21 protein-coding genes and 1 tRNA gene are annotated in these 25311 nt (G+C 33.1%); 12 read left to right on the forward strand and 10 right to left on the reverse strand.

The features are described from left to right. Nucleotides 1-23 precede the first annotated feature (23 nt). The 4 genes from NTX22_16135 to glnA all read left to right on the forward strand — a co-directional run bounded on the left by NTX22_16135 (nucleotide 24) and on the right by glnA (nucleotide 3054). On the forward strand, nucleotides 24-176 hold the full coding sequence (locus NTX22_16135; GenBank protein ID MCX6152056.1) for a hypothetical protein: 153 nt from the start codon (nucleotides 24-26) through the stop codon (nucleotides 174-176). Continuing rightward, nucleotides 176-991, forward strand: a complete 816-nt coding sequence (locus NTX22_16140; protein MCX6152057.1) for a glycosyltransferase — start codon at nucleotides 176-178, stop codon at nucleotides 989-991. The genes NTX22_16135 and NTX22_16140 overlap by 1 nt, the downstream gene beginning before the upstream one ends. A 148-nt stretch (nucleotides 992-1139) precedes the next feature. Then, entirely contained in the window at nucleotides 1140-1586 is a 447-nt protein-coding gene (locus NTX22_16145; GenBank protein ID MCX6152058.1) for an Lrp/AsnC family transcriptional regulator, read from the forward strand. A gap of 31 nt (nucleotides 1587-1617) precedes the next feature. Continuing rightward, nucleotides 1618-3054 carry a type I glutamate--ammonia ligase gene (gene glnA / locus NTX22_16150; GenBank protein ID MCX6152059.1) on the forward strand — a complete coding sequence of 479 codons (1437 nt, stop codon included), beginning with the start codon at nucleotides 1618-1620 and terminating at the stop codon, nucleotides 3052-3054. A gap of 58 nt (nucleotides 3055-3112) precedes the next feature. Here glnA and NTX22_16155 read toward each other — a convergent pair whose 3' ends face one another. Both NTX22_16155 and NTX22_16160 read right to left on the reverse strand, forming a co-directional pair. Further along, a complete protein-coding gene (locus NTX22_16155) occupies nucleotides 3113-4546 on the reverse strand; it encodes an RsmB/NOP family class I SAM-dependent RNA methyltransferase (GenBank protein MCX6152060.1) in 1434 nt (477 codons plus the stop codon). A 15-nt stretch (nucleotides 4547-4561) separates the two neighbouring features. Beyond that, entirely contained in the window at nucleotides 4562-4990 is a 429-nt protein-coding gene (locus NTX22_16160) for a hypothetical protein (protein ID MCX6152061.1), read from the reverse strand. Nucleotides 4991-5208: 218 nt separating this feature from the next. On the opposite strand from NTX22_16160, the gene galE reads away from it, so the two are divergent. The 3 genes from galE to rfbC all read left to right on the forward strand — a co-directional run bounded on the left by galE (nucleotide 5209) and on the right by rfbC (nucleotide 7682). Then, nucleotides 5209-6183 (forward strand): UDP-glucose 4-epimerase GalE, encoded by a 975-nt coding sequence (gene galE, locus NTX22_16165; GenBank protein ID MCX6152062.1) that lies wholly within the window; start codon nucleotides 5209-5211, stop codon nucleotides 6181-6183. 83 nt (nucleotides 6184-6266) lie between these two features. Beyond that, entirely contained in the window at nucleotides 6267-7130 is an 864-nt protein-coding gene (gene rfbA, locus NTX22_16170; GenBank protein ID MCX6152063.1) for a glucose-1-phosphate thymidylyltransferase RfbA, read from the forward strand. 3 nt (nucleotides 7131-7133) lie between these two features. After that, nucleotides 7134-7682, forward strand: coding sequence for a dTDP-4-dehydrorhamnose 3,5-epimerase (gene rfbC, locus NTX22_16175; protein MCX6152064.1), 549 nt, complete (start codon nucleotides 7134-7136; stop codon nucleotides 7680-7682). An 84-nt stretch (nucleotides 7683-7766) separates the two neighbouring features. Here the strand turns inward: rfbC and NTX22_16180 are convergent, their stop codons facing one another. Next, nucleotides 7767-8702, reverse strand: a complete 936-nt coding sequence (locus tag NTX22_16180) for a hypothetical protein (protein MCX6152065.1) — start codon at nucleotides 8700-8702, stop codon at nucleotides 7767-7769. Between the two features lie 55 nt (nucleotides 8703-8757). Beyond that, nucleotides 8758-9885, reverse strand: coding sequence for an N-acetyl-alpha-D-glucosaminyl L-malate synthase BshA (gene bshA / locus NTX22_16185; protein ID MCX6152066.1), 1128 nt, complete (start codon nucleotides 9883-9885; stop codon nucleotides 8758-8760). 171 nt (nucleotides 9886-10056) lie between these two features. On the opposite strand from bshA, the gene NTX22_16190 reads away from it, so the two are divergent. The 3 genes from NTX22_16190 (at nucleotide 10057) to NTX22_16200 (ending at nucleotide 12059) form a co-directional block, all read left to right on the forward strand. After that, nucleotides 10057-10947, forward strand: coding sequence for a carbohydrate kinase family protein (locus NTX22_16190; protein MCX6152067.1), 891 nt, complete (start codon nucleotides 10057-10059; stop codon nucleotides 10945-10947). Further along, complete coding sequence (locus NTX22_16195) at nucleotides 10922-11839, forward strand: SDR family oxidoreductase (protein ID MCX6152068.1); 918 nt, start codon at nucleotides 10922-10924, stop codon at nucleotides 11837-11839. The genes NTX22_16190 and NTX22_16195 overlap by 26 nt, the downstream gene beginning before the upstream one ends. A gap of 146 nt (nucleotides 11840-11985) precedes the next feature. Continuing rightward, nucleotides 11986-12059 (forward strand) — tRNA-Val (locus NTX22_16200). 670 nt (nucleotides 12060-12729) lie between these two features. Here the strand turns inward: NTX22_16200 and NTX22_16205 are convergent. Next, entirely contained in the window at nucleotides 12730-15063 is a 2334-nt protein-coding gene (locus NTX22_16205; protein ID MCX6152069.1) for a PAS domain S-box protein, read from the reverse strand. Nucleotides 15064-15423: 360 nt separating this feature from the next. On the opposite strand from NTX22_16205, the gene NTX22_16210 reads away from it, so the two are divergent. Both NTX22_16210 and NTX22_16215 read left to right on the forward strand, forming a co-directional pair. Beyond that, entirely contained in the window at nucleotides 15424-16533 is a 1110-nt protein-coding gene (locus NTX22_16210; GenBank protein MCX6152070.1) for a T9SS type A sorting domain-containing protein, read from the forward strand. A 165-nt stretch (nucleotides 16534-16698) separates the two neighbouring features. Beyond that, nucleotides 16699-17166 (forward strand): CoA-binding protein, encoded by a 468-nt coding sequence (locus NTX22_16215; protein ID MCX6152071.1) that lies wholly within the window; start codon nucleotides 16699-16701, stop codon nucleotides 17164-17166. 148 nt (nucleotides 17167-17314) lie between these two features. On the opposite strand, the gene NTX22_16220 is transcribed toward NTX22_16215, so the two are convergent. The 5 genes from NTX22_16220 to NTX22_16240 form a co-directional block, all read right to left on the reverse strand. Continuing rightward, nucleotides 17315-18160: an ROK family protein gene (locus tag NTX22_16220; GenBank protein ID MCX6152072.1), complete on the reverse strand. Its 846-nt coding sequence runs from the start codon at nucleotides 18158-18160 to the stop codon at nucleotides 17315-17317. Nucleotides 18161-18162: 2 nt separating this feature from the next. Further along, nucleotides 18163-19422: a sugar MFS transporter gene (locus tag NTX22_16225; GenBank protein MCX6152073.1), complete on the reverse strand. Its 1260-nt coding sequence runs from the start codon at nucleotides 19420-19422 to the stop codon at nucleotides 18163-18165. Then, the gene (locus NTX22_16230) at nucleotides 19423-22059 is read right to left on the reverse strand and encodes a hypothetical protein (protein MCX6152074.1); all 2637 of its coding nucleotides are present in this window, start codon (nucleotides 22057-22059) and stop codon (nucleotides 19423-19425) included. It lies immediately after the preceding gene. 108 nt (nucleotides 22060-22167) lie between these two features. Continuing rightward, on the reverse strand, nucleotides 22168-23358 hold the full coding sequence (locus tag NTX22_16235; protein ID MCX6152075.1) for a T9SS type A sorting domain-containing protein: 1191 nt from the start codon (nucleotides 23356-23358) through the stop codon (nucleotides 22168-22170). Then, nucleotides 23355-25130, reverse strand: coding sequence for a glycoside hydrolase family 9 protein (locus tag NTX22_16240; protein ID MCX6152076.1), 1776 nt, complete (start codon nucleotides 25128-25130; stop codon nucleotides 23355-23357). Before NTX22_16240 ends, NTX22_16235 begins: the two co-directional genes overlap by 4 nt. Nucleotides 25131-25311 lie beyond the last annotated feature (181 nt).

The following is a 25311-nucleotide window of genomic DNA, read 5'->3' on the forward strand; positions in this document are numbered from 1 at the left end:
TTTTTGTTTAAGGGAATTTTAATATGGTAAGAAAATTAAATAACAGGCAAAATAAAACCGGGCAAATAAAAAAAAGAATTCCGGTTCCACAAAAACCACCCAAGATTGAACCAATTAAAAAGAAATATAAACGGGCAGAAAAGAAAAAGTTAATAGAAAAAGTAGCAGAAGAGTAATGCCCAAAACTTCAATCATAATTTCTTTCTATAATAAAATTGATTATTTGAAACTAGTACTTGCCGGTTTGCAGCGGCAATCATTCAATGATTTTGAAATTATTATTGCAGATGATGGTTCCGATCAGAATTCCGTTAAAGCAGTTGAAAATATTAGCCGAAAAATGAATTATCAAATGATTCATCTTTGGCAGGAAGATAAGAAATTCAGAAAGAATAAAATCTTAAATAAAGCAATTGTTGCAAGCAATTCTGATTATTTAATTTTTATTGATGGTGACTGCGTTCCGCATAAAGAATTTATCCGGGAGCATTTTGTGAATAGGGAAGACAATGTTTGCTTAACAGGCAGAAGAGTAAATCTTTCGGAAAGATTAACTAATATTGTTTCAGAGGAAAAAATCCTAAATGGTTATCTTGATAAAAATATTTCTAAATTAATCTTTGATGGATTATTTGGGAAATCGGTTGATATTGAAAAGGGATTTTACTTCAAATCGAAATTACTGAGAAAAATATTTAATAAAAAGAAACGAGGAATTTTAGGATGTAACTTTTCAATTTATAAAAAAGATATAATTGCCATAAACGGTTTTGACGAAAGATATGAAGCACCTTCGATTGGAGAAGATAGTGATGTTCAATTTCGATTGGAATTGAATTCAATAAAAATAAAATCATTAAATAATATTGCTGTTCAATATCATCTATATCATAAAATTCAGCCCCGTCCAAAAGAAAATTTATTGCTGTTCGAAAAAGTAAAGTTGAGCGAGCAATATTTCGCACAATTTGGAATAAACAAACCAGAATAAACTTTTTTCTTCCCCAACTTTGCTTAGTTGACCATTCTCACTAAATAAAGCAAAAACAAATAATACATAAATAAACGTTGTGTAATTCCATTAAATACCTTATATTTTTAGTGTATTAAATTATATACTTAATAAAATAAGGGATAACATGTTGGACGATATTGATATTAAAATCTTAAAAGCACTACAAGCTAATGGACGTGTTAAAAGAAATGAGATAGCTGAACAAATCGGACTATCAATTCCTTCCATTAGCGAACGCCTTCATAAGCTTGAAGAAAAAAAAATAATTGAAGGTTATTACACCAAGCTGAACAGAAAAGCATTTGGTTATGATATTATGGTTTTTATTTTAGTTTATATGGAATCATCCAAGTTTTACAAAGAGTTCATTCATAATGTAGAAAAGAATCCTCAGATACTTGAGTGCCATTCAATTTTAGGGCAAGGTTCTCATATTGTTAAAGCAGTTGTTAAAGATTCAGAATCACTTGAAAAACTTTTAGCTCAGATTCAATCGTGGCACGGTGTAACAAGGACAGTTACAAGTTTTACATTATCAACAGTTAAAGAAACTACAGTTTTGGATATTTAAATAAATTATAAACAAACAGGGAAAAGATAACATGGCAAAAGAAAAAGCAACTGGTTCTCCAGTTAGTAAAGTGTTGGATTTTATTAAATCTAACAAAATTAAATTTGTGGATTTTAAGTTTATGGATATGCCCGGACAGTGGCAGCATCTTACTGTTCCTCAGGAACAACTTGAAGCCGATTCATTTATTAATGGTTTTGGATTTGATGGCTCTTCTATCCGCGGCTGGAAAGCAATTAACGAAAGTGATATGCTGATTATACCAGATCCGACAACAATGTTTGTGGATTCATTCGTAGTAGAACCAACCATCAGTTTAATCTGCGATGTTTACGAGCCAGCAACAAAAGAAAAATATTCCAGGTGTCCGAGAAATATTGCTCAAAAAGCGGCGGCTTATCTGCAATCAACTGGAATTGCGGATACTGCTTATTTCGGTCCCGAAGCAGAATTTTTTGTGTTTGATGATGTTCGTTTCGATACGCAGGCGAACTCCAGTTACTATTTTGTTGATTCAATTGAAGGCAAATGGAACAGCGGAAGAGTTGAAAATCCTAACTTAGGTTATAAACCAAGATATAAGGAAGGATATTTTCCTGTTCCACCAACAGATGCGCTTATGGATTTGAGAAATGAAATGTGCGTGAATTTAATGAATGCCGGAATACACGTTGAAGCACAGCATCACGAAGTAGCAAGCGGTGGACAGTGTGAAATTGATCTGCGTTTTGAACCTTTGTTGAAAGCCGCCGATCAATTGCTTCTATTTAAGTATATAGTCAAGAATACGGCTAAGAAAAACAACAAGACGGTAACTTATATGCCTAAACCTATTGTTGGCGATAATGGAAGCGGAATGCACGTTCATACCAGTTTGTGGAAAAATGGTAAACCATTGTTTGCCGGAACAGGTTATGCCGGCTTAAGTGAAATGGCTCTGTACTTTATTGGTGGTTTGTTGAAACATGCTCCATCACTTTTAGCATTTACAAATCCTACTACAAATTCTTATAAACGATTAGTCCCGGGATTTGAAGCACCTGTTAATTTAGCATACTCACAAAGAAATAGAAGTGCGTCGATTAGAATTCCGATGTACTCCACAAGCCCAAAAGCAAAAAGAGTTGAGTTCAGATGCCCCGATCCTTCTGCAAATCCTTACCTGGCTTTCTCTGCAATTTTAATGGCAGGTTTGGATGGAGTTATGAATAGAATAGATCCAGGTAATCCGCTTGATAAAGATATTTACGATATGGAACCGGAAGAATTAAAAGATGTTCCTTCAACACCTGGTAGCTTGGAAGAAGCATTAAAACATTTAGCTGATGATCATGAGTTTTTAACCAGGGGTGATGTTTTTACCGAAGATGTAATTGAAACCTGGATTAAATATAAAATTAATAAGGAAATTAAACCGATGGCTTTGCAGCCGCATCCATATGAGTTCGCACTTTATTATGATGTTTAAATAGTTCGCCTCATTTTCCAAAACTCTGTGCATTTTTTTATGCGCGGAGTTTTTGGTGTTAAACTGAAAGTTTAATTTCATTTGTGCGCTTTGATTTAGGAAACTGACTTTTCAATCCATTTTGTACAAGAACGCCAGTACCCAAAATAATATCTTCAAATTTTACAACTTGCTGCCCTGGTAAACATGATTTTGTTTTAACGATTCCACCGTTCATATAATCTTTTAACTGGTTTTCATCTGAAAGCTGGAAAATATTTTTTGTAATTTCATCCGCTAAAAACTGAGCGGCAAAGGAATGCAGATGTGTTTTTCCATGTTTATCAAACAAACCAAGACGCGTACCTATCCTTGTGAATAAACCTGGATTTGCATCGTTCCAATTTTTATCAGTAAAAAAAATGTCATCACTTTTTAGCAAATAATTAAACTCCTGCCAAATATCTTTTCTAATACCGAATGTTTCACTCAAATTTTCTACAGCAGATGTTATCAATTTATTTTTATGGTTTAGTAATTTTAAGTTTGATTCCTTTAATTCCATTGGTTTTGATGATTCAACTTCTCCAATTTTTTTCATCTTGATAATAAAGAAACCATCAGAATCTACTTCCCATGGTAATATCCTTCTTGCTTTGGTTAATGCAGGATTTAATTTTTCTCCCTTATACGAAGTAAATGCTTCCTCTGATTTAATTGGCAATTCAATGTCCATAACTTCAAGAGGATATTTGTTTAGAACATGATTGAGCACTAACTCATTTTCCTCCGGAGTTAAAGTGCAGGTAGAATAAACTATTTCACCACCAATCTTTGCCATCTTGATTGCAGAAGTTAAGATCATTAATTGCATCTTTGTTAAATTCTCAACTCGTTCAGTTGACCACCAATTACTAACTTCACCCTTTTTTTGAACAACACCCAGCGCGCTGCAGGGCGCATCAACAAGAATTTTATCGAAGTAATTATGATAGATACGGTTTAACCATTCACCCCTGAACTGAATTACTCCAATGTTTATCAGGCTCATTTTATCAATGTTATGGATGAGCATTTTAATTCTATCCAGATTTGGTTCATTAGAAATTATTGTTCCTTTGTTGTTCATAAGATCGGCTATCTCGGTGGTTTTAGATCCTGGAGCCGAACAAAGGTCCAATACAATGTCATTTTCATTTGGAGAAAGAATTAAGGGAGGAACCATTGATGATTTACTTTGAACATAATATTTACCAATAATTGATTCCAACGTTTTACCAATTATCTCAACACCAGAAATAATTTTATAAGCGTTTGGTAATTCGTTAACTTTTTCTAATTGAATTCCATATTTGCTTAATCGATTTATAAGAAATTCATCTGGTAGATTGCTTTTTTTCAGTCTAATGTAAGTTGAGGGTTCGGTACTGACAAACTCGAAGTACTTCTTAGCAATGTTATCTCCATACAAGGAAGAAATATATTTAACAATGTTATCGCTCAGTTTTATCAAGTATGTTCAATTCCTTTAATATCTTTTTAAATTGAGAGAATTAAATATCTTGTTGGAAACTTCATAAAGATTTGCAGATTTGGGGAATTGCTTTTTGAACTCTTTTTCTATCGCTTTTAACTTCCCGTCAATTAATTTTTCATATACTTTTACTGCATTTTTTATTTCAGCTTTATCCTTGGGAATTGTTACCACGACGGATTTGTACCTATTTGAATATAAAATGTATTTTGCTATTGACAAATCATCCACCAACATTATTGAATTCCCGTCCTTATCCAAAATTTCGAACTTTCCAAACAATTCCTGACCTAAGACTAAATTTTTATCAGGTAGTTTAATTGTTGTGCATTCGATACTATCGATAAAATCATCTGGAAAATTTTTTATTTTTTCCGATGATAATTTGTTAACCCATTCGCTAATAAATTCTTGTCCAGTCATTGTCCCGTCAATTAGTCGGCTTCAATTTAATTAATTGAAGCATCAATCCAAAAGAATTTTCTTAAAGAACAATTGTGCGTTCAGTTATTTGTTTAATTAGAATATTTTTTTATATATAAATTGCAACTGGGGTGATCCATCCTTTGCAAAAAATCATTGATTACATTAAATTAAAATCAAAATATATTTTTATTGATCTAAAATAGAGGAGAGAAGAATTGAAAATTTTAGTCACAGGCGGCGCCGGTTACATCGGGTCTCACGTTGTAAGAATGCTTTTAGAAAAAAATCATGAAGTTGTTATCATCGATAACTTATCAAGAGGGCATATAGAATCTGTACCAGCAGGAGTTGAATTCGAACAAGTTGATTTACTTGATTCCAATAAACTTCAATCTGCAATAAGTAAACATCAGGTAGATGCTGCCATACACTTTGCTGCCTTTGCATATGTCGGTGAATCAGTTGAAAATCCCGGTTTGTATTATGCTAATAATGTAGTCGGAAGCATAAATCTGATTAACGCACTTCATAAGAATAATGTTAAGAAAATTGTTTTCTCTTCTACATGTTCACTTTATGGAAATCCTGAACGCGTTCCAATTTCTGAGGATGAAAGCTTGAAACCGATAAATCCTTACGCAAAAACAAAATTTATGATTGAACATGTTTTAAGCGATTTTGATACTTCGTTTAACCTAAAATATGCTGCGCTTAGATATTTCAATGCAGCAGGTGCCTCTTTTTCAGGAGAGATTGGTGAAAGCCACGATCCGGAACCACACCTGATTCCAATTGTGCTGCAGGCTGCTTTAGGAAAAAGAGAGAAGGTTTTTATTTACGGGGATGATTATCCTACCGAGGATGGCACCTGTATCCGCGATTATATCCACGTTTATGATTTGGCGGATGCACATGTAAAAGCTTTGGAATATTTAAATGAAAATAATAAATCAATAATTGTTAATCTTGGTACTGGGAATGGTTATTCTGTAAAAGAAATTATTGATGAAGCAAGAAAAATTACTGGCAAAGAAATTAAAGCAGTAATTTCTGAAAGGAGACCTGGCGATCCTGCCGTGCTTATTGCTGATAACAAAAAAGCAAAAGAAGTTTTAGGCTGGATTCCAAAGTATGGATTGAAAGAAATTATTTCAAGTGCGTGGGAGTGGCATAAGAATCCGAAATATTGATTTTTGAAATTTACATATCATAAAGACGTGTCATTTCTTATATTTGATCAACTTATTTTCAATAAAAAGATTCAGAGAAAAAAATGAAAGGAATAATCTTAGCCGGTGGCGCTGGTTCACGTCTTTATCCAACTACAAAAGTTTACAGCAAACAGCTTACAGTCATTTACGATAAACCATTAATCTATTATCCATTATCTATCTTGATGTTGGGCGGAATTAAGGAAATACTTATTATCTCCAACAAAGAGACTATTCCATTTTATAAACAACTTTTTGGTGATGGCTCACAGTTTGGTATATCGCTTCAGTATGAACTTCAGAATGCACCGAACGGAATTGCCGAAGCTTTTATTCTTGGTGATAAATTCATTGGCAGCGATCAAGTAACATTAATACTTGGTGATAACATTTTTTATGGCAAACTTGATTTCTTTTACAAAGCGATGCAACAGAAAGACGGCGCAACAATTTTTGGTTATCAAGTAACTGACCCGGAAAGATATGGCATTGTAGAGTTTGACATAGACGGAAATGCAATTTCAATTGAAGAAAAACCAGAAAAACCAAAATCGAATTACGCTGTTCCCGGTTTATATGTTTATGATAATATGGTGGTTGATATTTCGAAGAATCTAAAACCATCTCCACGGGGTGAACTTGAAATAACAGATGTAAATATTAAATATCTTGAAAAAGGTAAATTGAAAGTAGAAAAAATTGGACGTGGTGTTGCCTGGTTAGATACAGGAACACCGGAAGCTTTGCTGCAGGCATCTAACTTTTTTGGAGTTATAGAAAGCAGACAAGGATTGAAAGTAGCCTGTATAGAAGAGATTGCTTACAATATGAATTTTATATCTCAAATGGAGTTTGAAAACCTGGTTAATACAATTCCAAAATCGCTTTATAAAGATTACCTTCTGAAAATTTTAAAGGAAGGTTAAGCGATGGAGATTATTAAAACGGAATTGGATGGAGTGCTATTAATTCAACCGGATGTTTATCCGGATTCCCGCGGATTCTTTCTTGAATCATATAATAAAAAACGATATGAAGAAGCTGGTGTTAAAGAAATTTTTGTTCAGGATAATATTTCCAAATCTGTAAAAGGAACTATCCGCGGACTACATTATCAGGTTGGCGAATTTGCTCAGGGAAAATTATGCTACGTTCTTTTTGGAAAAGTTTTAGATGTTGCGGTTGATGTTCGGTTTAACTCACCAACTTTCGGGAAATATGCTTCGATTGAATTAACATCAGAGAAAAAAAATCAGATCTGGATTCCACCAGGTTTTGCTCATGGTTTTGCAGTACTTTCTGATGAAGCTGTTTTTTGTTATAAGTGTACCGCTCTTTATAGTAAACCAAATGAAAGAGCAATTCTTTACAATGATCCAGATATTGCTATTGATTGGAATATAGAAAATCAAATCGTTTCTGAAAAGGATTTACAAGCAAAACGGTTTAAAGAAATCGAGAAGGATTTTATATTCTAAATTTTTCCGAATAAGTGAATATTAAATAAAACCATCCTTTAGGATTATTTGTTTGTTTTGTGTTATTCTTTTGGGTAACACTTTTTATAGTATTCCTAAAGTAAATACAATCGCCTTATCGTTGTAATCATTTAGTGTTAAAATTAATTCCAGGTTAAATACGATTTGAACACTATATGTATGTAAAATTCTAATTCCAGTATTAGCTGTTAATTCAAATCCATCTGCTTTCTTTTTAATAAATCCATCACTATGTGAAACCCAGTGGAAGCCAAATCCACCACCGATGTATGGACAAATATCTTTCCTTGAGAATAAATATGAACTATAAATATTCATTGCAAATCCTTTCCGAATCCCAATTAACATACCTACTGCATAATCTTCAATTTCATAATCGAAACGTCCATCCAGTACAAAAACTCTATCAGAACTTTCATAACCATTTTGAGGATAAAGATAACCAAACGAAACTCCAAAATTTTTCTTAGAACTTCTTCTTACGGATTTATCAGATTCATTTGCCATGATATTCCCAACTTCCGCACCCTTTGTAATTGGTTCTATATCAACAACACTCTTAGCAATTCGTTTCATAACTACTTCCAGATCTTCAACTTTAGATGCAGTTATTTGATCAATTAAAATTTGCTTACCAGTTGAAACATTCATAAGAAAATACTGGATAATTATTTTTTCACCTAATGTTGCTAATTTACAACCAAAAACTTGAGAAGCCCCCAACTCTTTGCCGACTTTCAGGGCACATTCGCTATCAATACATTTGGTACTTGATAGCACTTCTCTAATTCGTTTGTCAGAAATAATTCCCAGCTTATTAAGTTTGTTGATTTCAAGCCGCAGAATCGATTCAGCAGTCTGAACAGAAATTGTATCAATCCCATTTGAATCAAAAGGCAGTAATGCTATTTTCTCCTGTTGAACTTCTTGTCCGTTTATTACGATTAAACCAAGGAAGTTGAAAAGCAGTAAGAATATGTTAGTCTTAAACCAATTCATTTTTGCCTATCAAAATTATTTGTGAAAAATATAGCGTATAATAAATAATAATTAACTAAACACCTAAAATTTTCTTATAATAATTTTCATATTGGGGAACGATAATATCTTTTTCAAAAACATTTACGGCGCGGTTGCGCGCATTTTGGGAAAAATCCTGATATTTCTTTTCGTTGCTTAAAAGATCTATTGCATATTTTGCCATTCTATCTGTATCACCAAACTCTGCAATAAAACCAGTTTCATTATGAATATTTAATTCTGGTAAACCACCAACACTTGAACTAATAACAGGAAGTCCACAGGACATTCCTTCGAGAGCTGCTAAACCAAAGCTTTCCGATTGCGACGGCATCAGGAATAAGTCGGAAGCACCAAGTATTTCTGCAAGTCCATCCTGTTTACCAAGGAAGTGAACATTCTTGTTCAAACCTAATTCTCTTGTCAGCATTTCACACTCACTTCTATCAGGTCCATCACCTATTAAAATAAGTTTACTTGGAATTTCTTTTTGCACTTTTGCAAATATTTTTATTACATCCTGTACACGTTTTACAGGTCTGAAATTAGAAGTATGGATAAGAATTTTTTCTTTGTTGGGGGCTATTCGTTCTCTAAATAAATCATCTTCTCTCGGTTTGAATAAATTGGAATCTATGAAATTATTGATAACAACAATATCTTTTTCAATATTGTAATTTGTTATTGTTTTTTCTTTTAGGAATCTTGAAACAGCAGTAACTCCGCAGCTTTCCTCAATGCTAAACTTTACTAATGGAAGGAATGAAGGTTCTAACCCAACAAGTGTTATGTCCGTTCCATGCAGAGTAGTTATTATTTTCAAATCTCCATTTGTTTTTCTGGAAATTTCCCTTGCAAGGTAGCCGCTGACTGCATGAGGAATTGCGTAGTGAACATGAATGAGATCCAGCTTTTCATAGCGAACTACTTCAATCATCTTACTTGTAAGTGCAAGTGTATATAGCTGAAACTCAAAAAGTGGATAATTGCTCATTTCAACTTCGTGAAAATAAATATTCTCTATAAAATTTGTAAGTCGGTGTGGCATTGCATAACTAATGAAATGAATTTGATGTCCTTTGGCGGCAAGAGCTTTACCGAGTTCAGTAGCTACAACACCGCTGCCACCATAAGTTGGGTAACAGGTTATTCCAATTTTCATAAAATACTTTTTTTGTTTTGAAATTATTGCGAAGTTCTGCTGTTAATATAATTCATTTATTTTTATTAATCACAATCGATTTATTTGCATTTCAACCAATAAGCAAATAACTCTACATTTAACTAAATTTGAAAGCGCATAAAAAATAATTTATCGCTGAAGATTATTCAAATGAAGTATTTATTAATTGGTCATTCGGTGGAAGATCATATCCACATTAGTGAAAAGGAGACTGTAAGCCCAGGTGGAATATTTTATTCAGCACTCGGACTTTCAAATTTTGTTGAACCTGATGATGAAATTTTTCTTTTAACGGCGATTGATAAGAAAACAGAAAATTTGTTTTCATCTTTATACAAAGAATTAAACCAGGTTTATTTTCAGTATGTTGAAAATATTCCAAAGGTTCACTTAAGGATTTTAGAAACCACTGAGCGATGTGAGTATTATGAGAATATATTACAGAACCTTGATGTGAGGAACATAAATTCTTTAAATGAATTTAATGGAATTCTTATGAATATGATTACTGGTTTTGATGTTACTTTGCAGGATCTAAATTTTATAAGAAAGAATTATACTGGATTAATTTACCTGGATATCCATACTCTTTCCCGTGGACTTGATGAAAAGAATCAAAGGTATTTTAGACCAATACCAAATATGGAAGGCTGGATTTCCGCTGCTGACATAATTCAAGTGAATGAACACGAAATATTTACTTTAAGTAACAAGAAAACTGAATTTGAAGCTGCAAGAGATATACTTAAAATTGGATTGAAATATTTAATTGTTACTAAAGGAGGATTGGGTGCAAGAATATTTTGGATTGAAGATAATGAGTTGAGATCTCATTTCATTTCAGCAATAAAAATAAATTCCATAAATAAAGTTGGATGCGGAGATGTTTTTGGATCGCTATTTTTTAATTATTTTATTAAACATCAAGATTTTCAAAAAGCTCTAACGCTGGCTAATACAGCAGCCGGGTTTGCAACATCCTATTCAAATATTAACGAGTTTAAGAAACTAAAAGATGATACATTCGCACGATTTAATTAAAAGAAGAATTTTGATAACCGGTGCTAACGGAATGCTTGGACAAAGACTGGTTAAGTTTTTTCTTTCACAAAAAAATACTGAATTACTCCAAACATCACTGGAACCTGATAGCTGCATTAAAGAAGTTAATTACTTGTCTTGCGAACTGACAAAAAGAGATAGCGTAAAGAAAATGATTTTTGATTTCGTCCCGGATGTAATTATCAATACTGCTGCATTTACAAATGTAGATCTAAGTGAATCTGAAAGAGAAACAGCATGGAAGGTTAATGTGCATAGTGTAGAATACCTTGCCGAAACTTCACGCATTATTGATGCACACTTAATTCATATATCCACTGATTATGTGTTTGATGGAATTAATGGACCATATACTGAAAATGATATTCCTAAACCAATTGGTTATTACGGACGAACAAAACTTGCGAGCGAAAACGTAATAAAATTAATCAGTACGAGTTATACAATAATAAGAACAAATGTACTTTATGGTTCAGTCGTTTATGGTAGAGCGGATTTTGTAAGGTGGGTGGTGGCAAATTTGCGTGATGGAAAAGTAATTAGGATTGTTACAGATCAAATTAATAATCCAACTTTTACTGATGATGTTGTTGGAGCAATAAATTGCATTATTGAATTTGAAAAACAAGGTATATATAACATAGGTGGTGCAGAGTTATTATCGCGTTACGATTTCACGCTTCGGATAGCTGATTATTTTAAGTTAGATAAAAATTTGATTATCCCGATTAAAACTGAAGTTTTAAAACAACCAGCATCCCGTCCCTTAAAATCTGGTTTGGTGAATTTAAAAGCTGAGACTGAACTTAACTATAAACCGCGTACTATTGAAGAAACATTTTATTCGATTAAAAAAGAAATAGGATTATAAAAAAATTATCTATTGGATTTGTTAGTTGATGTTCAATATTTTTATTTGTAAATAAGAAATGATACTTCCTTGAATAATATTTAAGTTTAAGAAGCAATTTATTTACTGAATGATAATTGTTGACTAAAAAATGTTTACTTCAAATTGGGTGCTTAGCTCAGCGGTTTAGAGCGTTCGCCTCACACGCGAAAGGTCATAGGTTCAAATCCTATAGCGCCCACAATCTTCGTTTACATGGAGATTCTGTAATTATTATTTAACGAATTATAAAAAGGCTCTTAATTTATAAATAAAAACTAAGATTAAGCGTTATTAAAGAAATTTCAGAATATTTTTCTTTGTATTTATCAAAAAAGCAACTTTAGAAAGAAAAACAATATTTGGGAAATAAAGCTGGAATTTACTTTCAATTAAGGGTTTTTTTATGTTTATCCGACCCTGGTTAAGAGGATTTATTAAGCAAAAGTGAAGACATTCAAAATTATTTTCATTTTATTTGAATTATTTTTAAACTGCTATTGATTTTAATAAAATAAGTCTATAATTTCACATTGAGCGTTGACAGGTATCCCCCTTAAATAAGCAACTCCCCATGTTTATTTAAATTACCTTCAGCGCTCTTTTTTTATCCATTTCAAAGCATTCATAATTCTGGCAATATCCTAACTTGATAGATACTTTTTACTTGAATCATTAAATCCTTCAATAAGAAAATTACCTTGAGGGTTGAATGAGTTGAAAAAAAACTTTCTTGACGATTTTAGAATTGCCGAACTAAATAGATAATCTCGAAATACACGAACAGGAAATGGAGGGAAAAATTGTGTTTCTTTTTCATAATTAAATACTCTTCAATGCTTCTCAATGATGCAAAAGTTACTTAGATATTTTTATTTTTTAGGCAATGTAAAGGAAAAAGTAGTTCCTTTACCAACAACACTTTCTACCCATATTTTACCATTTTGTTTTTCAACCATTTCCTTACAAATAGATAATCCCAATCCGGTTCCTTTTTCATTTTTAGTACCAAGAGTGGAATATCCAGCATCGATATGGAATATTTTATCCATAGCATCTGCGGGAATTCCTTGACCGTTATCTATTACAGAAATCTCAATGAAATTATCTTTTTCTTTTGCTTCTATAATTACTTTACTATTTGGATAACTAAATTTTACGGAATTTGAAATTAGATTTTGCAGAATAGAAAAAAGCATATTCTGATCCGCTAACACTTGAAACGATCTATCAATTAAAATTAGTAAATCAATGTTCTTATTTGAAGCATTAGTTTTAAATAAGTTTTTTACATTTTGAGTAATCTCAAACAAATCTATTCCATCAAGCACAAAATCCATTTTATCGTTCTGTAGTATAGACCAACTTAAAAGATTTTCTAACAAATGAAACTGATTCTTAAGCTGGGTGTTAAAATCTTTAGCGAAAATTTTTATTTCTTCCGTTGAAAGTGAATCAATATCATTTTCAAAAAGCTCTGCTATAGATAACAACGGATGAAAAGGACTTCGTAAATCGTGTGCAATTATTGAAAAGAATTTATCTTTTGCTGCATTAGATATGCTAAGTCCTTCAGCATATTTTTCAAGCTGTAATTCTGCTTGCTTACGCTCAGTGATATCGATAAATGATGCAATGATTTTTTGATTGCTTTGAATTAGAGCGATAGACATTAAACCATGTCGTATATCGCCGTTTTTTTTATAAAATTTAAATTCAAATTTTTCGGGGGTATCTTTAACATCAACAAGTCTTCGGCGGTAATAGTCTTTTAATCTTTCAAGATCTTCCGGAGGTATATGTTGTGTCCAACTCATTCCAATTACTTCATCTTTTATATAACCACTCATTTGACAATAAGCATCATTTACTGTAGATATGGTAGTATCCTGGTTAATAATTGCCATTGCAGAAGAGTTGTTTTCAAAAATAGTACGGAAATTTTCTTCGCTTTCCCGTAAAGTTACCTCGGCAATTTTTTGTTCTGTATTATCAATGGTGTAACCAGCAAGATAACGTGGCTTTCCTTCAATTAGAATAGGAAATTTTATTGTAGTGTAATATCTGCCATTTAGTTCTTCGTCTACAGTAATGAGTTTTTCTTCATGCAATATTTTTTGATCATCAGCAATCATATTTTTTGCAAGCTCGGATGGAAAAAGATCATCCATCGTTTTGCCAAGAATTTCATTTAATGGTTTGCCAAGCATCTTCTCATAATTTCTACTCAATCTTAATGCTCTAATATTTTCATCCTTAAAGAAAACATAGATAGGACTGTTTTCCATAAAATGTTTGAAAATTTCTTCACTTTCTTTTAATGCTTGTTCAGCCTTTATGCGCTTAGTGATGTTACGTATTGCTATAATACAAACATTACGATCATTTAGTGTAAAATAACTTGCTGAAATTTCTACGGGAAAAACTGTTCTATCTTTTTTTATGTGGTATTGCAATTCAATTTTTTTTTCATTTGATCTAAATGCGTTAGTGGGTTCCGGTGAAAGGTCAATGTCCTTTAATTGTAATATTTCATATAACGAATAACCATATAGATTAAGTGCTGAAATGTTTGCTTCAAGAATTTTACCAGTTACCTGATCTACTAATAAAAGTGCATCATTAGCAGTGTCGAATAAATTCTTGTATTTCTCCTCTCTATCTAGAATGATTTTTTTTGTTTCAATCTCTTTAAGTCGCGTTAAACCAATATATGCAAGTTCTTCTGCAAACGATTTAATGAAATCAAGATATTTATCAAGCTGTTTTTGTGTCCAAACTGGTACTTTGGTAACTGCTTCAAGATACTCCCTTTCATCAAATTCATATTTCTTTGCTTGTTTCTTAAAAAATTTCATATCTGGTTTTTCAAGAAATAATTGCCCTGTGAAAAAATTGCCCAAATGTTTTCCATCAATTATAATTGGCGTTGCGCTATCTACCATTCCGTGTGGGCACTTATAACTGACAGCCGGATTTGCCTTTTGAATATGACCTAAAATAATTTTATCGCTTATTATACACACCTTTTCCGATTCTGGATTACTGCGGTGGAATTTTGTGCAGATATCCTGCCAGGCTGTGGCGGTAAGTACTTTGCCATTGTTATCTATCAAAGCAGAAGGAAATGAGTTTATTTCATTCAACTTATCTTGTAATGTTTGCAGTAATGGAATATCTATAAGGTCTTCTAATTTATATTCCATAAAACCTCCTTGCTTTTATTCTGTAAGTTATGGAATTAACCTCAAAATACATTATAAATTCTATAACGTTTATTATTTATAAAGTCAGAATGATTTCCTTCTTTATTATTTAGGAATGGATTCTACTATATAATATTGTAAATTGAAAAAATAATGTCAATGATATTCTAACTTTAAATATTAAAATTTGACAAGAATCATTCCTACGCTACAATTTTCAACTTATTACCCAGCCGAGCCATATCTTAGTCTTAACAAAGTTTTTAAAATGAATGTACCATTTATGTTTTATCGGAAACTATTCGTAAAAATATCCTGTTGTATTATAAACAAACAATTATTTAAGGAGGCTAAGTGGAAATGAAGTACAGGAGTAAAAAAACAATTGTTACATTCGTTCTTTTTTTTATTATAATTTCTTCAATAACATATTATGCACATGCATTGGGTATGACTGGAAGAACTAAAAAAAATGCGGTTAATGGATGTACCTGTCATGGTGCTAACCCAACATTGGCAGTAAATGTATTAATAAATGGTCCGGATTCATTAGCAGTAGGAGGAACTGCTGAATATACTGTTACTATATCTGGTGGACCCTTAATTAAGGCAGGGACAGATATTGCCGTTTTAAATGGAACACTAAATATAGTGGATGCTACATTAAAAAAATTGAACGGTGAACTAACACATGTTGCCCCGCAAGATCCGGTTTCGGGAGTTGTTACTTATCATTTTTCCTACACAGCGCCAGCTACCGCTGGTTATGATACTATTTATGCTAATGGTAATAGTGTAAATAACAGTGGAACAAACGTGGGAGATCAATGGAATTATGCACCGAACAAACCAGTTAAAATTTTCGGAGTTGTTCCAGTTGAATTATCTACTTTTTCCGCTATTGTAAAAGAAGATAAAGTTTTGCTTGAATGGTCAACGTCCACTGAAACAAACAACCGGGGATTTGAAGTTCAAAGAGCAATGGAAAATTCCAAATTAAATAATGAACAGCTTTGGAATAAAGCTGGATTTGTAAATGGGAATGGAAATTCAACTGACTTGAAAAAGTACAGTTTTGAAGATAAAAATTTAAGTTCTGGTACTTACAAATACAGATTAAAACAAATGGACTTTAACGGTACCAGCAAGTTTTATAATTTGACGGAAAAGGTAAAGATAAATACTCCTGCATCATTTACAATATCTCAGAATTTCCCTAATCCTTTTAATCCCAAAACTATAATTGAATACTCAATTCCTTTTGAAAGCAACATTCAATTTGAGGTTTATAATTCAATTGGACAGGTAGTTAAACAGTTAGTAAATGAATCCAAACCTGCTGGTTTTTATGATGTTTCATTTGATGGAAGCGGATTACCATCTGGATTATATTTTTATTCTATCTCCGCCAAAGCTCTTGATGGAACTAAAGAGTACAAAGATGTAAAAAAGATGATCTTGCTGAAATAATTTATTGAACCCCCGGTATATAAATTAACCGGGGGTTCTTCTTTATCTTAATTGACACAAAATTTAATAATTCATCAATTCTTTCCTTAAACAAATTCCTGATAATTATCTGATTAATCCTTAGCTTTACCATTAAAATAATTCGTTGAAAGCATGAGGGAAATTATGAAGACTTCTAAAAAACAAATCGATGATTTTCTTGCTCAAAAATCAATTGCACTTATTGGGGTTTCCAGGAATCCACAGGATTATACCCGCGCACTTTTCCGTGAATTAAAGCAAAGAGAATATCACATAATTCCCATTAATCCATACTCAAAGGAGATTGAAGGACAAGTTTGCTATGCTGATATAGAAAGTGTAAAAGAAAATTTTGATGCTGCCATAATCTTTACTCCAACAGTAACGGCTGAAAAAATTATTGAGGATTTGCTTAAGAAGGGAATAAAAAACATCTGGATTCACAACAGCGATATTAACAAACCAGCATTGAAAAACCTGATTGCAAGTTTAAATGAAAAAGGCGTGAACGCAATACAGGGGCATTGCCCAATTATGTTTCTACCGGAAACTCAATTCTTTCATCGGATGCACGGATTTTTTGTGAAGATGGTAGGGAATTATCCTTCCTAAAAATTCAATCGTCTCTGCGAAAGCTTGCCGATTACAAGCAGGCAGGAATCCACGAACTGCAATATTAATCTGGATTCTCACTTGCGTGGGAATGACAATATTCTAATTAGACTTTTTTTATTAGATTTATTTGTATTCACAAAATATTCTATAAAGTCCGTGCATCAAGGTAAAGAGATGCTGCACCAAGTATTGCAATGTTATCAACTTCAGAAACTTCAATTTTAATATTTTCTTTTACTTGTGAATAAGCAAAATCACCAATCGATTTCCACATAGTTTCCTTGAAGAACTTGAAAGATTTGCTTACGGAACCACCAAGTATAATTAACTCCGGATCGATAGAATATAAAATGAGCTTAAGCGCTTCGCCAAGATGAAATCCAAATTCTGAAAAAATTTCTAATGCTTTTTCATTTCCTTCCTTAGCTAGTTGGAATAATTCCCCGCCAGCCTTGCTGTGAAATTTTGAAAAAAATTGTCCGCTGCAATAATGTTCCAATATACTTTCTTTGTAAGAGATCATTCCAAATTCGCCGGCACCGCAGTTGGCACCTGAGTAAAGTTTCCCATTCAGAATCAATCCGGCACCAAGCCCTGTGCCTAAAATTAATCCAACAATATTTTTATATTCCTTTGCCTTTCCAAAATATTTTTCTCCAGCGGCAAAACAGTTAGCATCATTATTTATATAAACCGGAATATGATATTTTTCTTCAAGATATTCTTTCAGTTTAACTTCATTCCAGCTTGGAATATTTTGAACTTCATAAACAATTCCTTTCTTCAGATCAACAACCCCAGGAACACCAATACCCAAACCTATAATTTCATCAAGAGGAAATTTTTCAATCAAAGAAAAAATATCTATTAAAATTTCTTCCTGTGTTCCATCACTATTAATTTGTTTGCATTCAATTCTTACCAATTTATCATTTTCCACTAACCCAACCCGAAGGTTTGTGCCGCCTAAATCAATTCCCAATATTTTCAAAATTATACTTCTCCTTTTTTCCTTTTAGCAGAAATTGTTTCATTTGCTATTAATGGTTTTGCCCAAATACCAATGCTAAGAATGTAACCCAGAGTTATATAAATAAAAAGCATTCCGGTTCGTAAGCCAAACTGATCCCCCAGCCAGCCGATGATTAAAGGAACTATTGCACCGCCAATAATTGCTGTGCAAAGAATTCCTGAAAATGAACCATGATGACTATCTAAAGAATTTAATGCCAGTGAAAAAATTATTGACCACATAACCGAAGCCGCAAATCCCATTAACGGGAAAGCATAAAGTGCAACCTGACCTGGACCAAATAATGCAACTGAAAGAAAAACAATCGCAGCAACCACAAACCAAATTAATATTTTTCTACTATCAAAAATTTTTAAAAGAATTAATCCAAGCAAACAACCGGCAGTCATCATTCCCCAGAACCAGGAAACAATTCCGGCTCCAACAACCTGTGGATCATATTTATGATAAACGAAAAGGAATTGAGAAATCCAGTTTGCCGTTCCTTGCTCTGTTCCTACATAAGCAAAAATTCCAATGAAGTAAAGAATTACAGTTTTCTTTTTGAAAAGCATCTTGTGTGTTTCCCAGGCGCCGGCTCGTTCATCTTCTTTTCTTTCAACGTTTGGAAAGCGGGAGAGTATAAGAATGATTATCATCAGAAAAACTATAAACGCAAATAACCAGTAGAGTGAAATCCAGGGAAGGGAGGCAGGAACAACATTAGCAAATATTTTGATGATGGTGCTGCTGCTATCGTTTACTGATTTTAGATTTGAAACAAGATAAGTATAAACATAGGGACTTAAGAACGAAGCTCCACCAAAAATCAACTGCGCCATAACTGAGTTAAAAGCAAAATGTTCTTCACCGCCCGCAACACGAAGAAGTGGATTAATTGCAACTTGCAGCATTGCCATTCCCAAACCAATTAAGAAAAGAGAAATTATTGCAATGTTGTAAGTTGGAAAAATTGAGAATAGTAAAGCTCCGATAAATGCAACAATAAATGCTGCAATCATAATTGATTTTTCTTTGTACCGTTCCACAAGCATTCCAGCCGGAATGGACATAACTCCATAAGCAATAAAAAATGCAAATGGAAGCAATGCGACCAGTGTTAAACTTAGTTTGAAGCTGTTAATTATGTCCGGAATTAATGGTCCGAGTATATTCGTTAAAAAAGAGATTACAAAGAAAATTAGAAATATTAAGGCTACGATGAAATAATTTCTTTTCATTTAGAACTCCATTGGTTTAATATTCCAGCCAGAAATTTTTAAAATCGGTTTGGAACCATGCAAATCTTCAATTGAATAATACCCGCTTACCATTTTCTTCTCACCAGGCAAAAGAGAAAAATAATTATCTTCCCAGAATATTGGCAGAACAGATTCGCCAGATTTCTTTTCTGCCAGGTTTATTTCAATCATAAACGCCAACTGGTTAGAAGGATTTTCAATTTCAATATTTACAAGTTCTTTAGAAGATTCTTTCTTAATGCTGTATTTAACTTTTAATGTTACTTCAGGAAGTTTATTTAAGTCGGTTAGGTCAGAGTGCTCTTTTGTTGGAGTAACATACCATTCGTTTTTAGAGTAATCCAAAACATCCGGTTTGGTGGAAAGGCAATAAAAATTATTGCTGATAACTTTTTTATTTCTGTCCATAAGTCTCAGATCTAAAAAATAAGTATTGGTTAGATCTTCAATCTGTGGAAGTTTAATAATATTTTTAGATTCATCGGGCAATAAATTGAATAAAAGATTCTGAGAAAATTTTTCTTTAAGATCAAAATTATAAATTTTAATTGAAGCGGAAAGAATATCCATTTTGTTCAATGAGTTATTAACTGCAGCAATTTCATTGGTACCATAATTATATAAAAGATGAATCGGTTCGCATGCTTTTTTTGCACCATAGAAAGCACCATTGGGCATTAAGTAATAATCATAAAGCTGCCACCAGAGCTTTGGCCATGCAGAATTGTACATCCACTGAATTATTCCGGTTGATTTATATTTATTTGCTGCGAATGCTTCAAACATAGCACGCATTCCTTCAAAATTTAAAAACTGCGCTTTGGTGCAGTACTCGGAAAGGCTTGCTGGTTTACGCAGGCGATAGTCCATCGCATCATTATATCGCTTAAGATCATTGAATACATTGCCGCCGCAATGGAAATACCAAATGCTATCAATGGGCCAAAGATGATTTTCCGGAAACATCTTTTTAATACTTTCAATCGGTGGTATTTGAGGACCAGGTCCGGTTTCTGTATTAAAACCAAAAGCTCCACCATTTGTAGAATCAGAGTACCAATAAAATGGTGGAACATAATCGTATGGTCCATTCATCTTAACACCGGACTTGCCAGTTAGTGTGCTCGTTTTATTGCTGGCAGAAATAAGAGATGGTCTTGTTGGATCATCTTGTTGTAAGATTTTCATGTATTCTTTTTCAAGTTCCGGTCTTGGTACAAGATCGCTGCCCCAAACCCAGACAAAAATACTTGGGTGGTTACGCAGCCATTTAATATGATCTTTTGTGTATTGAGCAACTAATTTTATATCCTCCGGGGATTTTATCCCACCAAAATTATCGGTTGGTTTACCAAACAAACTTTCCCATTCCCATTGGCAGCTCCAACCAGTCATTAGTAAAATTCCATACTTGTCGCACAAATTATAAAGATCTTCGTTGCTTCCCCAATATCCTTCAAGTCTTATCGTATTCAAATTCATATGTAATGCATATTGTAATTGTGCCTCAAGATTTTTAAAATCCTGATTAAGTAATAAATCATCCACCCAACCACCGCCGCGAATTAAAATGTTTTTTCCGTTTAGTTTGTATCCACGTACTCCTTTATCGTTCAGGTAATCGGAAATTTCTCTAATCCCAAATTGAATTTTACTTTCATCAGAAATTTGATCACCTAAGTTGAATGCTAAATTCAAATCATATAATTCAGGCTTACCGTAATCGTGCGTCCACCATATTCTTGGATTTTTAATGTTCAATTCTGGATAATCAACTGGAGAAAAAGTTATTAACTTTCTTTCATTTGGAAGGAGATCAACTTTCTGTACCAGTTTTATTGAGCCAATGTTTGCATTTAATATTCCAGAAATATTTTTACTTGTATTGTTTTTAACTTCTGAAGTAATAGTAAGCATTGCTTGTTTAAAAGATTGAAGATCAATCTTACTTTTTACAAATGGAAAATCGATTGAAACATTACCAGAAGATACCAATCTTACATCCCGCCATATTCCCATATTTCTGTCTGGTGCTTTCGGGTTCCAATCAACAAAACCAATGGTTGGATCGCCTGGTTGTGGTGGAAAAACTTCAATCGCTAAAACATTTTTCTTACCAGGTTGAATCAATTCAGAAACATCAAATTCAAATCGGCGGAATGCTCCGAATAAACTATCAGCAGTAACAATTTGTTTTCCATTCAACCATATATTCGCCCGGTAATTAATACCATCAAATTTAAGTATAGCAGTTGAAAGATTCGGTTGATTCTTATGAACAAATTCCGTTCGATACCACCAGGATGATTTGAACTGATCCGTTGGAACGGATTTTAAATTATCTCCAACATATACATCCTTATAAACTTTTGCAGTTACAAGAGCACCCATTATGGTTGTTGGAACAGTTGCCGGATACCAATTCTTTGTTGAAAATTCCTGTTGAGAAATTTCATTTCCTTTTACCACAACTTTTTCGGAAGATTGAATGAACCAACCTGTATTTAATTTCCGGCTGAATTCAATTTTATCGCTGCTAAGAATGTTTGATGCAGAAAAAGCGATTATTAAAAGAATGTAAATGATTTTTGTTTGTAGAGCTAATTTGCTTTTCAAGATATGATTCCTTTAAAATTATTACCTGGTACAAAATAAAATTTAATTTGAATTGAACCAAAAATTATTTCCGTATAACAACAATAAAAACTATGTATTTCTTAAAAATCATTTCATCAATATTAGCTGTTTTGATTGAGAATGATTACCGGATATCAGTCTGTATATATAAATACCGCTGCTCAGCTCAATTGATTGATTTGATGGAAAAGTAAACCTGTATTTTCCTGCCGGTAAATATTGATCAACTATCGTCTTAACTTCATTTCCCAAAAGATCAAAAACTTTTAACATAACATATTCATCAAATAGTATATTGAAACCAATTATTGTAGAAGCATTAAATGGATTAGGATAGTTCTGAAATAAATCATAATCGTTCAAATTATTGTTGGCAAAATCATCATCTTCAACTGCAGTAACTGGAAATAATTTGTTGATTGTGAAATCAACCCAGAATAAACCAGCACAATTTGGAATTTTTTGGATAAGTTTATTTCCAATTGTCAACATAGGATCGTTAAACTGGCTCCACCACCACTCATCAGCTTTATAACCGAATTGAAATGCAACTTTGTTTTTAGAAAATGAATTTCCCCAATTTGTAAATTCGTTTGCCATATAGTTGAAGGAAGCAGAAACGTTATGACCCGAAGTTGTAAAATCCTGGCTGTCATCAACAAATAAAATATTTCCCCTGTATGAGGTTGGCATCCATCGTGAAGCATAATGTTTTAGAAAAAGAGAATATCCGGAGTTTATGGATTTAACTTTCTCTTCCCATCTTTTTGCCTCATCATTGGAAACTGAACGCCCACCGCTGTAAGATTGAGCATCGAGCCATTCAACATCAATTCCAAATCCAATAACACACGGATGATGCTGATATCTTTTAAGTACAATATCAATTAGTGTGTCTACTTTTGCCGCACCGGGTTCCAATTGCAGCCAAACTTTTATTCCTTCAGAATCAAACTTTGTCAAATATTCTTCGTTAAGATCTTTACTATTAAAAGTAACCTTGGGAATACTTAATCCATTTGAGGGAAAATTTAGCTGGGTTATACCGTTCCCCTGATACAAGCTAACAATCCAAATTCCCGCTGGTTGGTAATCCTTGAATTTTCCAGATATTGATTTGCCAACCATCGTCCAGTAATCTGCGTTTGGAAATTTATTTTCAGGATAACTTTGTAAAATTCTTGAAGCTCTGAATCCAGCCACTTTAAAACTATCAACCTGTGCTAAATTGAAATTAAATAAAGCGAAGAGAAAAAACACCATTAAACTTATTTTCATTTATTTCCTTCTGCTTCCATAGAAGATAAATAATAGATTAATCCAGCAGTACCATCCATCGTTGGTTCATTTGTTGAGTAATCACCATAATCGTCGTGGTAAACGATGTAGGATGACTGAAACTCTTTATATACATCTTCTCTGTGAAGTGTTAATCCTAAAAGTTTATTATAGATTGTTGCATAAACCGGTCCATCAACTAAACCACCTGGAATTTCATACTTATTATTTAAGGTAAACCCGGAATGCGGATCGACCGGGCTATCTCCAACTTTTGGTAAACCTACAATCATACTTGTTCCCCATGGATTACATCCGAATAGCCAATCGCGCAAAGCCGCTTCCATCTGTTGGTATGTTTTATCTTTAGTTAACTTAAAGTAAAGATTGCTTTGTGTAATTATTGCAGAAACTAAATTATTAGAGCACCAAATAAAGGGAATCCCAATCTGGAACGGGTTATTCTTTCCACGTTTAAATACTTTATCAATTCCTTTTTTAAGATTTGCGATGAATTCGTTCGCAGCTTCTTTTTTTTCAGCCGCTATCAAATAATGACCAAAATTCAAAAATGGATACCACTGGTAATGACTTGCAGTATCAGCACCCATCCATGGAGTTACAGGTTCTTTCTTCCCAAAACTGATTGCATCTGTAAGATATTTTTTATTGCCTGTAATTTTATAAAGCTGGGCTGCTGCTAATTCCATATCATCGACCCAATTATCTTCTTCGTAGTAGTAAGAACCTTTGCAGGGTGCAGTTTGGCAAACGCCGGGATTTTTCTTACCAAATTCATAAGCTTCAACAGATTTTCGTTGAATCATTTTTGCAAATTCTGGGTAGAAGATTTTTAGGATATCTGAACCAAGTGCAAATGCAGAAGCATACTTACCTGCTGTTGATGCGATACCGGTAGCTTTATTTTTATATTTAAAAACTCCCTGAGGCTCACCGGTACAGAAGTAAACCGGTCTTCCCAATCCGGGTCCTTTGCCATAATCAACTTTATCTACAGTCGGCAGATCGTAAAGAGCATGGTCTCTATCATCAGCAAGCTGATTAAACATCATTTCGTTTTTAGGATTCATCTTTACTAACCAATCCAATCCCCACTTTGCTTCATCAAGAATATCGGGAATTCCATTTGCACTTTCATTACCGTCTTTATCATATAAATCACCAAACGCAGATGGATTTTGCTGGTAAGCGAAAAGCATTTGGTATGTTGCCGTTGCTGAGGTTGTAACGTACTGAAGATAATCACTCGCATCATGCCAGCCGCCTTTAACATCTATGTAAGTTGAATCGAGAGTTGGATGATAAATTATAAATCCATCGTGAGTGTGGCAGGAATCTTTTAGAAAAGGATTATATCCACTTCTTTGCTGCCTCATATATTTTAACAGAAAATCCGCTGTTCCTTTATAAACATCATTTGCAATCCGAAACACCGGGGATTTCAATCTTTCCACTTTTATATAATAACTTCCTTCTTCAGTAATATCAGAAAAGTCTAACCGGTGTCCTTTTTCAAAGGAGGCAAATTTTCCAAAGGATTTAATATTACCAGAGCTATAAACAATTTGATTTGTATTCGCATTGCACACCTGGAATGAGACCGGTGTGTAGTCTTCTTTGGTAACAAGAACAGCAACCTTTATTGCTTTTGGTGTATATCCAAGCTGGTTAATTCTAATCCAGCTTTTCTGAGGATAAAGTGATGATAAAGTGCTAAAACAAAATAAAATTATAAGTAATGTTTTCTGCATGCTTCGTCATTTCCCAATTAATTCTAAAAAATCGTTTAACAAGGAATAATATGTTGTGAATATAAGATTTAAAAAAAATAAAACGAAAAAAGGAACTTAGGAATCAAGCTGGCATTCCTATATTAGTTATAGTTTTGCAAGTTCAAAGCAAAGTTAATTTGTAATTGCGATGATAGTCAAG

The organism is Ignavibacteriales bacterium (assembly GCA_026390815.1).
Lineage (GTDB): Bacteria > Bacteroidota > Ignavibacteria > Ignavibacteriales > SURF-24 > JAPLFH01.